The 10,831-nt window shown below is 72.8% G+C and carries 13 protein-coding genes; 7 read left to right on the top strand and 6 right to left on the bottom strand.

Annotation, left to right across the window (positions count from 1 at the left end):
* Nucleotides 1-24 precede the first annotated feature (24 nt).
* From SPOPO_RS0106130 to SPOPO_RS0106100, 7 genes are all read left to right on the top strand, one after another.
* The gene (locus tag SPOPO_RS0106130) at nucleotides 25-843 is read left to right on the top strand and encodes an ABC transporter ATP-binding protein (protein ID WP_019873912.1); all 819 of its coding nucleotides are present in this window, start codon (nucleotides 25-27) and stop codon (nucleotides 841-843) included.
* Entirely contained in the window at nucleotides 843-1,589 is a 747-nt protein-coding gene (locus SPOPO_RS0106125) for an ABC transporter ATP-binding protein (protein WP_019873911.1), read from the top strand. Before SPOPO_RS0106130 ends, SPOPO_RS0106125 begins: the two co-directional genes overlap by 1 nt.
* Before the next feature lie 161 nt (nucleotides 1,590-1,750).
* A complete protein-coding gene (locus SPOPO_RS0106120) occupies nucleotides 1,751-3,469 on the top strand; it encodes a class I adenylate-forming enzyme family protein (protein ID WP_019873910.1) in 1,719 nt (572 codons plus the stop codon).
* A 119-nt stretch (nucleotides 3,470-3,588) separates the two neighbouring features.
* Entirely contained in the window at nucleotides 3,589-4,395 is an 807-nt protein-coding gene (locus SPOPO_RS0106115) for a class I SAM-dependent methyltransferase (RefSeq protein WP_019873909.1), read from the top strand.
* Nucleotides 4,396-4,518: 123 nt separating this feature from the next.
* The gene (locus SPOPO_RS0106110; RefSeq protein ID WP_019873908.1) at nucleotides 4,519-4,827 is read left to right on the top strand and encodes a hypothetical protein; all 309 of its coding nucleotides are present in this window, start codon (nucleotides 4,519-4,521) and stop codon (nucleotides 4,825-4,827) included.
* Between the two features lie 28 nt (nucleotides 4,828-4,855).
* Complete coding sequence (locus SPOPO_RS0106105; protein WP_019873907.1) at nucleotides 4,856-5,317, top strand: PPOX class F420-dependent oxidoreductase; 462 nt, start codon at nucleotides 4,856-4,858, stop codon at nucleotides 5,315-5,317.
* A gap of 140 nt (nucleotides 5,318-5,457) precedes the next feature.
* Nucleotides 5,458-5,865 carry a hypothetical protein gene (locus SPOPO_RS0106100; protein ID WP_156869613.1) on the top strand — a complete coding sequence of 136 codons (408 nt, stop codon included), beginning with the start codon at nucleotides 5,458-5,460 and terminating at the stop codon, nucleotides 5,863-5,865.
* On the opposite strand, the gene SPOPO_RS28030 is transcribed toward SPOPO_RS0106100, so the two are convergent.
* The 6 genes from SPOPO_RS28030 to SPOPO_RS0106070 are packed head-to-tail and all read right to left on the bottom strand — an operon-like array spanning nucleotide 5,780 to nucleotide 10,822.
* Nucleotides 5,780-7,210, bottom strand: coding sequence for a glycosyltransferase 87 family protein (locus SPOPO_RS28030; RefSeq protein ID WP_019873905.1), 1,431 nt, complete (start codon nucleotides 7,208-7,210; stop codon nucleotides 5,780-5,782). The genes SPOPO_RS0106100 and SPOPO_RS28030 overlap by 86 nt on opposite strands.
* On the bottom strand, nucleotides 7,207-7,662 hold the full coding sequence (locus tag SPOPO_RS28025; RefSeq protein ID WP_019873904.1) for a hypothetical protein: 456 nt from the start codon (nucleotides 7,660-7,662) through the stop codon (nucleotides 7,207-7,209). Before SPOPO_RS28025 ends, SPOPO_RS28030 begins: the two co-directional genes overlap by 4 nt.
* The gene (locus SPOPO_RS0106085; protein WP_019873903.1) at nucleotides 7,659-8,897 is read right to left on the bottom strand and encodes a molybdopterin-dependent oxidoreductase; all 1,239 of its coding nucleotides are present in this window, start codon (nucleotides 8,895-8,897) and stop codon (nucleotides 7,659-7,661) included. The genes SPOPO_RS28025 and SPOPO_RS0106085 overlap by 4 nt, the downstream gene beginning before the upstream one ends.
* Nucleotides 8,894-9,562, bottom strand: a complete 669-nt coding sequence (locus tag SPOPO_RS28020; RefSeq protein WP_156869611.1) for a methyltransferase domain-containing protein — start codon at nucleotides 9,560-9,562, stop codon at nucleotides 8,894-8,896. The genes SPOPO_RS0106085 and SPOPO_RS28020 overlap by 4 nt, the downstream gene beginning before the upstream one ends.
* Nucleotides 9,555-10,169, bottom strand: a complete 615-nt coding sequence (locus SPOPO_RS0106075) for a TIGR04282 family arsenosugar biosynthesis glycosyltransferase (protein WP_019873901.1) — start codon at nucleotides 10,167-10,169, stop codon at nucleotides 9,555-9,557. Before SPOPO_RS0106075 ends, SPOPO_RS28020 begins: the two co-directional genes overlap by 8 nt.
* Nucleotides 10,166-10,822, bottom strand: a complete 657-nt coding sequence (locus SPOPO_RS0106070) for a glycosyltransferase family 2 protein (protein WP_019873900.1) — start codon at nucleotides 10,820-10,822, stop codon at nucleotides 10,166-10,168. Before SPOPO_RS0106070 ends, SPOPO_RS0106075 begins: the two co-directional genes overlap by 4 nt.
* Between the last annotated feature and the right edge of the window lie 9 nt (nucleotides 10,823-10,831).

Raw genomic sequence — 10,831 nt, 5'->3', positions numbered from 1 at the left:
GACAGGATGTCTATAATAGACACCATGACCATAACGGCAACCGAAGCCGCGGCGACCCGCGCGGCCCTGGCCGGGCTGCACATCGACGGCCTGGTGATCCGCTTCGGTGGGCACACCGCGGTGGACCACCTGACGATGAGTGCCCCGATCGGCCAGGTCACCGGCCTGATCGGACCGAACGGTGCCGGCAAGTCGACGACGTTCAACGCTTGTTCCGGCTCCCTCACCCCGTCGGAGGGGTCGATCACCTTCGACGGGGTCGATCTGACGAAGGCGCCGGAGTCCCGCCGCGCGCATTTGGGTATCGGGCGTACGTTCCAGCGGATCGAGCTGTTCGACAGTCTCTCGGTCGCCGAGAACGTCGCGCTGGGGCGCGAGGCACGCCTCGCCGGGGTCTCGCCGGTGACGCAGTTGCTGCCTCGCCGGGGTGAGCGCTCGTTGGTCATGGAGGCCGCGCAGCGTGCGATGGAGCAATGCGGGATCAGTGAACTCGCCTCGGCGCGGGCGGGCCGGCTCTCGACCGGTCAGCGGCGCCTGGTCGAGCTGGCCCGTGCGCTCGCGGGGGACTTCCGGCTGCTCCTGCTCGACGAGCCGTCCTCGGGTCTGGACCACTCCGAGAGTGATGCGTTCACCGAGTTGCTGCGACACGTGGTCGCCGAGAACGGAATCGGGATCCTGATTGTCGAGCACGACATGACGGTCATCAGCGGGCTGTGCGACTACGCCTACGTCCTGGACTTCGGTCAGCTGATCTTCGAAGGCGTCCCGAGCGAGGTCCTCACCAGCGACATCGTCCGCAAGGCGTACCTGGGCACGGAGGACATCGGAGTCGGAGGCCACTGATGGGTGCTCTGAACATTCTCGAGGCGCGGGGCGTCACGTCGGGGTACGGCGAGAAGACGGTCGTGCGGAACATGAGTCTGACGCTGCCGGCCGGCGGGTCGATGGCGATCCTGGGCCCGAACGGTGCCGGGAAGACCACGTTCCTCAAGACGTGCTCCGGTCTGCTCAAGCCGACGGCGGGTCAGATCCTCGTCGACGGCAAGGACATGACCAAGCGTTCCACGCACGAGCGGGTCAAGGCCGGGCTGTGCCACATCCCCGACCCCCGCGGGATCTTCCCGTCGCTGACGGTGAAGGAGAACCTGATCCTGCAGGCCCCGCGTGGGCAGGCCACGACGGCGATCGAGAAGGCCGCTTCGGCGTTCCCGCGTCTGGGTCAGCGCCTCTCGCAGGTCGCCGGGACCATGAGCGGTGGCGAGCAGCAGATGCTCGCGGTCGCGCGTTCCTACATCCAGTCCCCGAAGGTCGTCCTGCTCGACGAGGTCTCGATGGGCCTGGCGCCCAACCTCGTCGACGAGATCTTCGAGTTCCTGGCCACGCTCAAGGACGCGGGCGTGGCGCTCATCGTCGTCGAACAGTTCGTCCACCGTGCGCTCGCTCTCGCCGACAGCGTTGTCGTCGTCGCGCGCGGAACGATCCGCCTGGCCGGCCGCTCCGACCAGTTCAGCGAGGACGAGATCTTCGCCGCCTACGCCGGAACGAACACCGCCGGCACCGCCGGCGCTGCTGCCGCCCGCACCGCCTGATGTCGCGGTGCGCCCGCGAGACGCTGTGAAGAAAGGGTGACACCCCCTACTGCGGAGTAAGGGGTGTCACCCTTTCTTGACCGGGGGGGATGAGGGGCGAACCGGGGGAGCGGATCGACGAGCGCCGTCCGGGGCACGCCGGTCTTTGGCAGAGTGGAGAAATGTTCCCGACGAGCCCCCAGCAGCGACGTACGGCGCTCGCGGCCCGCTTCCCGATCTGGGAACCGCGGACCCTGGACGCCTTCCTCGACTCCTGCGCCGCCGAGTTCGGTGACCGCCCCCTGGTCCTCACCGACGACCGGGCGCTGAGCTACGCGGACGCGGCGGCCGAGTCCCGTCGCCTCGCCGACGGGCTCGCCGCGCTGGGTGTCCGCCCCGGCGACCGGGTGGGGATGCTGATGGCGAACCACCTCGAGTTCGTCCCGTGCAAGTTCGCGATCGCGCGGGTCGGCGCGGTGGCGATCCCGTTCAACTTCCTCTACCGCGTGGACGAGCTCGCGTACGTGCTGCGGCAGTCGCGCTGCAACGTGCTCGTGACGATGACCAGCTTCGGCGACCTCGACTACCTCGCGATGCTCGACGAGATCGCGCCCGGCTGGGAGAACGGCCCCACCGACGCGCTGCCCGACCTGCGTGCCGTCGTGGTGCTCTCGACCGACGGCCGGGAGCGGCCCGGGGTCCACACCGTCGGCAGTCTCGGCGAACTGGGCGACGCGAACCCGGGCGCCGCGACGCACGACGTCGATCCGTCCGACGTGGGCGACATCCTCTACACCTCCGGGACGACCGGCTCACCCAAGGGTGTGATGGTCAGTCACGACGCCGTGCAACGGACCGGCTACGCGTCCGCGCTGACCCGCGCGTTCGAGGACGGCCGCCGGGTGCTGTTCTCACTGCCCTGCTACCACATGTTCGGCTACGTCGAAGGTCTGATCGCGTCGATGTTCGTCGGCGGTGCCATCGTGCCGCGGCTGACGTTCACGCCCGCCGACTACTTCGCCGGCATCGAGCGCCACCGCGCGACCGACATTCTCTGCGTACCGACGATGACCGTCGCGCTCGTGGAGCACCCCGACCGCGCCACGCGTGACCTGTCGTCGGTGTTCGCGATCCTCTCCGGCGCGGCCCCGGCCCCGGTGTGGCTGTGGGAGAAGGTCCGCAGTGAACTCGGCATCACGGAGATCGTCACCGGTTACGGCATGACCGAGACCGGCGGGGCCATGACCCTGTCCGTGCCGGAGGACCCGCTCGAGCAGCACTCGACCACCGTCGGTCGTCCGAAGCTCGCCGGCGTCGCGGGCCTGCCCGGCCCCGACGGCGCGGTCGACCCCGTCGGCGGTGCGTTGTGCGAGTACCGCACCGTCGACCCGCTCACCGGCGATCCGCTGCCAGCCGGCGCCGAGGGCGAACTCGTCTCCCGCGGCCCGACGCACATGCGCGGGTTCTGGGACAAGCCCGAGGAGACCGCGCTCGCTCTCCGCGGCGGCTGGGTCCACTCCGGCGACCTCGGCCTCGTCCGCGACGACGGGTACCTGCAGTTGACGGGGCGCAGCAAGGAGCTCTACAAGAGCGGCGGCGAACTCGTGATGCCCAAGGAGATCGAGGAACTCGTCTCGGCGATGCCCGGGGTCAGCCAGGCGTACGCCGTCGGCGTCCCCGACGACCGCTGGGGCGAGGTCGGGTGCCTGTGGGTCGTCCCGGAGCCCGGGACGACCGTCGACCCCGAGGCCGTCCTGCAGTTGTGTCGGGACAAGCTCGCGCGGTTCAAGGTCCCCAAGCACGTCCTGCTTCTCGACGGCGCGGAGCTCCCCACCACCCCGACCGGCAAGGTGCAGAAGTTCGCGCTGGTCCGGCGGGCGGGCGAGGTCCTCGGCGGCTGACCCATCCGGACTGACGCGGCGTCACGGACTCGTAAGGGTTCCTGGGCGCGTCTCGGCTCGATACTGGCCGCGGAACCGCCGGCGCCCGGTGGTGCGCCGGCCCGCTGTGGAGGTGAGCCGTGAACAGTCCGTCGCTGGACCAGGTCAAGGCCATGGCGAAGGAAGCCTGGGCCGCCGGGAACTACGTCGAGCTCTCCCGGCACATCGAGCACGTCGGGGTGCGGGTGGTGGAGGCCGCGCAGGTGTCGCCGGGGGCGGCGGTCCTCGACGTCGCCTGCGGCGCGGGGAACGCGGCGCTCCCCGCCGCACGCGCCGGCGCGACGGTCACGGGCCTCGACCTCGTCCCAGCCCTGCTCGACGCGGGCCGCAAGAAGGCCGCCGACGCCGGGGTCGAGATCACCTGGGTCGAGGGCGACGCCGAGGCCCTGCCGTTCGACGACGACTCGTTCGACGTCGTCTTCTCGACCTTCGGCCACATGTTCGCGCCCCGCCACGACGTCGTGGCCGCCGAGATGGCGCGCGTGACCCGCCCCGGCGGGCTGATCGCGATCTGCTGCTGGACGCCGGAAGGCACGGTGGGCGAGGTCTTCGCGACCTCCGGCTCCTTCCTGCCCCCGCCCCCGCCCTTCGCCTCCCCGCCGGTGCTGTGGGGCACCCGCGACCACGTCCACGCGATGTTCCCTGGCGCCGCCGACGTCGAGTTCGCCGAGCTCACCGCCACCATCGAGTGGCGGTCACCGGAGGATTTCGCCGACTACTTTCTGGCGAACTTCCCGATGATGGTCGTGGCCGCCCGCATGCTCGGCGACCGCTTCGCCGACCTCCGCGCCGCCGTCCTCGACGTCTGGCGCCGCCGCAACGAGGCCAACGACGGGACCCTCGTCCTGCCTCAGGAGTATCTGCAGTCGCTGGTGCGCCTCGCCTGAAAGAGCTCCATGCACCCACTGGACGAGTTGCAACGGATGGGGCGGTTGCGCCGCCTCACGAGTGATCCCGAGTTGCAACTCGTCCACTCACTTCATGCGGCCCCGCCGGGGTAGCGGAGCAGCATGCCGCAGCCCAAGGTTCAGGCCGCCACCGCGTCGGTCGCCGCATCGGACACCTGGGTCGACCCGGACGGGTTCCGGGCTCCGGCGGGGGCGGTCCACGCCTGGGTGCCGGGGCTGAACCAGACGGTCTGCGGGCTGCCGCTCTCGCGGGCCCGCCTGAATCGCTTCTCCCACGTGACGTGGGACGACGTCCAGCCCGAGTCGGGGGGCCACGCCGACGCGGTGCGCTTCGTCTGCCCCGCGTGCACGGTGGCGACGCGGCGTTCCCGGGACCGCCGTTCCTGGCGTCGTACGGATCCGCGACCCTAGAGCCGGCACCGACGGGTACAGGAGCGGCATGGCACGGACGATCGCGACGAACACCGAGCTCGACCGGGACCAGCTGCTGGAGTTCGTACGGCCGCGGCACCGGATGATCCTGCTGACCACGCGGTCGGACGGGACGCCCCAGGCGTCGCCGGTGACCGGGGGCGTCGACACCGGCGGCCGGATCGTGATCGCGACCTACCCGGAGCGGGCGAAGACGCGGAACGCGCGGGCGCGGCCGCAGGTCAGCGTCGTGGTGCTCTCGGACGAATGGAACGGGGCCTGGGTCCAGGTCGACGGGACCGCCGAGGTGATCGACGTGACCGAGGACGTCGAGCCGTTCGTCGAGTACTTCCGCTGCATCTCCGGCGAGCACCCGGACTGGGACGAGTACCGCCAGGCGATGGTCGCGCAGAACAAATCCCTGCTCCGGATCACGCCCACGCGCTGGGGACCGGCCGCGACCGGGGGTTTTCCGCCCCGTCTGGCGTGACCGTCCGGCGCGAGAAGTGACCGTTCGGCGGCCAGGCGGAGCGTTGACTGCAATCTTGCTCACCCTTTCGTGTGAGAGCCCGATCCGGTGGGTAGTCGCCTCGCAGCCGCCCGCGAGGGCGTTCGTGGGAGGAGGCCGTCGTGAGCGCACGTGTGCTTGTGGCGTACGCCAGCGGAACCGGGTGCGACAGCGCCTGCGCGACCGACATCGCGAACCAGATCGCGGACGTCCCCGACCTCGAGGTCGACGTCAAGCCGCTCAGCCGGATCACCTCGATCGCGCCCTACGCGGCCACCTACATCGGATGGGCCCGGCCCTCCAGCGCCGGCCGGGTCGAGCTGGAGCGCTTCCTCAACGCGAACGCCGAACTGCTGCGCACGCGGCCGGTGTGGATCGTCCACCACCACCCCGACTGCCCCGACGGTTCGCCCGACCGGCACCTGAAGATGACGCGTCTGGTCTTCACGCCCGCGCCGGACGCGACGCCCGCTCCCGCGGAAGCGCCGAGCTGGGCCGCTCCGCCGGAGCGGACCCCCGCCGCCGTCTGACGGCTCCGCCGACCGCGGCCGCCGCGGCCGCCGTCAGGTAGCACCACTGCTGCATCGCCGTGTTGTCCACGCCCAGGTTCCCCGCCTGGTAGACGGGATACGCCGCGGCGGCGATCGCCAGCCACTCCGGTCGGTCCGCGAGCGCGACGAGCGCGACGATCAGCAACCCGTACCAGGGCTGACTCGGGCCGACGAGGACGAACGCGACACCTGCCAGCGTCAGCGCGTCCGCCGCCGACGGGTGCTCCTGCGCTCGCCGCCACACCCACACCGCCACCGCGACGCCCACCGCGACCGCCACCGCCGGCGCCGCCGCGTCCGGCACCAGCAGCCGGACCGCTCCGAACCGCTGCGCGCCCGAGTACCCCTCTTCCTCCAGATAGCCCGGCAGGTAGCCGAGGACGTTCGTGCCCACGGCGGCGACGTGCGGGACGTACCCCGCGAGGAACACCGCCGCCGCCGCGGCGAGCACCACGTGTCCCCGGCGCACCAGCAGCGCCGGCACCAGCAGCACGGGGACGAGCTTCACCGCGACGGCCGCGCCGAACAGCGCCCCACCCGCGACCAGTCGACGCCCGGCCAGCAGTCCGAGCGCGCCGACCAGCAGCAGCACCCCGAGCACGTCGATGTGCGCGTTGTTCGCACCCTCCAGCCACACCACCGGACACCACGCCCACCACACGGCCGCGCGGGGGTCACGCCCCGCCCGCTGCCGGGCCCACGCGAGCGCGGCCGTCACCGCGACCGCGAGCGCGCCGAGGGTCACCTGCAACGTCCGCACCCGGTGCTCGTCGGGGGACGCGACGTGGAGCAGCAGGAAGCCGCCCTCGGCCACCGGCGGGTAGATCGTGCGGACGTGCGGCCGGTTGATCCACGTGCAGTCGTGCGAGACGCCGCGGGTGGTGCAGACGTCGGTCCGGCCGAAGGCAGTCGCTTCGGCGGCCTGCTCGGGTGTCCGCGGGTCGGGCGGGAACAGTTCGTCGTCGCGCAGGTGGGCCAGCGCCGGGTCCAGCGGGACGTAGCGGTACGGGTCGATCCCGGCTGCCTGGACCTTGCCGTCCCACAGGTAGCGCCAGAAGTCGTCGGTCGTGGTCGGCGAGTACCCGACCGCGACCACCTGCAGCAGCGCGCCTCCCGCCAGGGTCGCACTCAGCGACGCGCGCAGCGGCAGGCTCCGTACCGCCCACCCCCCGACGGCGAACAGCACCGCCGCCGCGGCGTACCAGGCCAGCAGCCGCTCGACCGAGCCGGCGTCCGGCGCTCCTCCGCGCAGCGCGCCGACCTCGACGACCACCGAACCGGCGAACGCCAGGGCGGCGACGGCCGCGAGCTGACGGACCGTCATGTCGGGGCCGCCCGCCGGACGACCGCCACCCGCGTGAGGTACCAGAGCGCCGAGATCCCGGCGAGGATCGCGGTGACGAGCAGCCACCGGCCCGCGAACTCGTCGAGCGGTCGGCCGGTCTTCGCCTCGTAGGAGGAGGCCTGGCGCAGGATGGTCGGCGAGAACATCAGCAGCAGCATTCCCGAGACCGCGAGCGGTATCCGGACGAAGTTCAGCCAGGCCACCCGCCCGGGCCGCCGGCGCCAGGCGGCCACCGTGACCGCGTCGGCCACCACGTACGCCGGGAGCAGCAGCCCGTCGTGCAGGACGGCGCCGCCGATCAGCCAGGTCGCGACCTCGCGCGGCCGTTCGTCGAGCAGCTCACGCAGGGCCAGGGCGGCGGGGACGAACGACACCAGCAGCACGAGCGCGTGCCCCGGGTGCTCGCCATAGAGACGGCGCAGCGCGTTCATGACTCGAACGTGAGGCGGGCGACCCACTTCGTGTTCCGCACGCCCGGGTTGTTGGGGACGAGAATGCGCGCCGGGAAGCCGTGGTCGGACGAGAGGTCCGCCCCGTTGACCCGGAGCGTGAGCAGGCTGTCGGGGTGGCGGACCTGATTGCCCGCCAGGCGGCCCTGGCGGAACTCGCCGGCGCCCTGCAGGGACTGGACGAACAGCGACCGTGCGTCGGGCAGACCCGCCCGCACGGCGAGATCGCGCAGCCGGACGCCCTCCCAGCGTTGGTTGCCCGTCGACCACCCCTCGACGCAGGCGATCGGCAGGTCGGCGGCGTACTGCGGGAGCGCCAGCAGCTCGGCGCGGGTGAAGGCCAGCGTCCCGTCCGGTCCGACGAGCTCCAGGCGCCAGCCGAGCACGTCCCCGATGCCGGCCTCGGCCGCGGTCGTGTTGACGGCGAAGTCGTTCGGCCCGTCACCGGGGGAGTAGCCCCCGCGCGGGGAGAGCAGGCCGATCGGCCGCAGAGGCCCGCCGATCGACTGCGGCGCCATCATCACCAGCGCGGTCACCGACCCGGTCGCCACCAGCCCGAGCGCGCCGCGGCGGGAGATGGTCGGGGTCGCGGTGGGCGCGTCGTCCTCGGGCTCGGTGTGGGCGAGGTCGGTGGCGAGCTCGGCCCGCAGGGGACGCTCCCGCAGGGCCGCGCGCATCTGAGGCACCTTCAGAACCGCGTGGGCCGCGACCGAGGTCACGAACACCCACGCCGCGTAGAAGTGCAGGACGTAGAACGAGCCCGGGAACCGGTACCAGTACTGGATGTTGAGCAGCCCGGTCGCGAACGTCAGCACGCCGGAGGAGACCAGCAGAAACACCGACGCCCGCTCGATCGCCTGCGCCGGCGACGCGACCGGCGGCCAGACGAACAGCTTCGGGATCACCGACCACAGCTTCGCCAGCACGACCGGCACCAGCGCCGCCCCGAGCGTGACGTGCAGCCCCTGCGTGAACCGGTACCCCCACGCCGGCGCCGCCGGCCATCCGAACGGCACCGGCGTCAGCACGCCGCTGCCGTGGCGGGTGTCGTTGCCTTCCAGCCAGGGGTTGTAGGCGAGGTAGGACAGGTAGCCGGTCACGAACAGAATCGGGACGCCGACGAGCAGCACGACGCCGAGCACCGACGTCAGCCACCGGCCCCGGATCGGGGAGCGCCAGAATCCGGGGCGGAACGGGCCCGGCGGTGCGGCGATCATCGGCGCTCCAGGGCGACGAAGTGACGGTCGTGGCGGGTCCAGCGGTCGAGGGTCCGGAACCCCTGCGGCACCGCGAGGTCGATGAGCGCGAGCGCGCCGAGCTGGGCCCACGGGAAGGTCGCGACGGTCGCGCCGTCGGCGTCCGCCACCACCGCGGTGTACTCGGTCATGCCGTCGCGGTCGGCGACCTCGATCAGCGCCGTCCCGCCGGGGACGACGAGCTCGCGCACCCGCGTCAGCAACTGCCCGACGTTGCCGCCGATCCCGATGTTGCCGTCGGCGAGCAGCGCGACCTCCCACCGGCCGGAGCCGGGCAGGCGGTCGAACACCGACCGCCGCAGGACCGCCGCCCCGCAGGAGCGCGCGATCGCGACCGCTGCCGTCGCCACGTCGACGCCGAGCGCCGGCACCCCGCGGGCGGCCAGCGCGGCCGCGAGCCGGCCGGGGCCGCACCCGATGTCGAGCGTGGGTCCGGTGCACCGCGCCAGCAGGGTCTCGTCCGCCTCGTCGGGCTCGCGCAGCCAGCGCGCGACGTCGAAGGGCAGGACCGCGCCGTGGGCGTCGCGCACCCGCAGCGGTGCGCCGTCCCACAGTGCGCGGTCGTAGCGCGACAGCACCCCGGGCGTCCAAGCGCTCTCGGTCGGCCCCCACGCGGCCTCAGACACGGCCGGTCGCCAGAGCGAGCCGTGCGTGCAGGCGGGCGAAGCGGGTCGTGGGTCCGGCCGCCGCGACGGCGGTCGCGTCCGCGGCGGTGTCGACGTCGGTGAGCGTCGGGAGTTCCCCCACCCGCAGCCCGGTCAGACGGGCCCGCAGGTGGGCGCCGGTGTCGCCGCGGGACATCGGGACGCCGAGCACCCGCGCGGGGTCGGACTGCCGCAGCCCGAGCGCCCAGAAGCCGCCGTCAGCGGCGGGGCCGAACCAGGCGTCGTGGTTGTCCCAGCTCACCCGAAGGTGATGAGGCGTCAGTTGTGGGGTGTCCATGCCGACCAGCAGCACCGGCCCGGAGATCCCGGCCAGCGCGGCGGCGATGCGCTCGTCGAGGCCGCGACCGCGCTGGGGCACGACCTCCACCCCCGGCGGCAGCCACGGACCGGGAGCGCCCTCCAGTGCGAGGACCCGCCGCGTGGCCGGGGCGGCGCACACCGCGTCGAGGGTGTCTCGCAGGGCGGCTTCGGCCAGCGCCGCGGCCTCGTCCGGCGAGAACGGTGGCGTCAGGCGTGTCTTCACCCGGCCCGGGACGGGGGCCTTCGCGATCACCAGCAGCGTCGTCATCGGGCCAGCACCGCCCGCATGTCCCGCACGGTCCGGACGGTGCCGCGCACCGTCCCCGTCACCTTCGACTTCCCCACCCGAGGCCGGTAGTCGACGTCGCACTCGGTGATCCGCCACCCGGCGGCCGCCGCGGACAGGACCATCTCCAGCGGGTAGCCGAACCGCCGGTCGCGGAGGTCCAGCGCCAGCAGATCGGCGCGCCGAGCCGCCCGAAGCGGTCCGAGGTCGTGCAGCCGTACTCCGGCCTGACGGCTCGTCAGAACCGCGAGGGCCCCGTTCGCCACTCGCGCGTGCGCCGGCCACGCACCGCGCGCGGGGCGCCGGCGGCCGAGCGCCAGGTCCGCCGCCCCGGACCGGACCGGCGCGACCACGCGTTCGAGCTGGCGCGGGTCGAGCGAGGCGTCGCAGTCGCAGAACGCGACCACGTCGGCGGTCGCGGCCAGCAGCCCCGCGTGCGCGGCGGCGCCGAAGCCCCGCCGCGGCTCGGAGACCACCGTCGCCCCCAGCGACGCGGCGATCTGCGCCGAGCCGTCGGCCGACCCGTTGTCGACCACGATCGGCCGGGCCCAGTGCGGCATCCGTTCCAGTACCCAGGGCAGCGCGCCGGCCTCGTCCAGGCACGGGAGCACGACGTCGGCCTCGAAGTTCGTCACGTCCCGGAC

Origin of the sequence: Sporichthya polymorpha DSM 43042 (assembly GCF_000384115.1) — a bacterium.
In the GTDB taxonomy this organism is placed as follows: Bacteria; Actinomycetota; Actinomycetes; order Sporichthyales; family Sporichthyaceae; genus Sporichthya; species Sporichthya polymorpha.
Note: the sequence above shows the minus strand (reverse complement) of the source record. Positions and strands in the feature narration are given on the sequence as shown.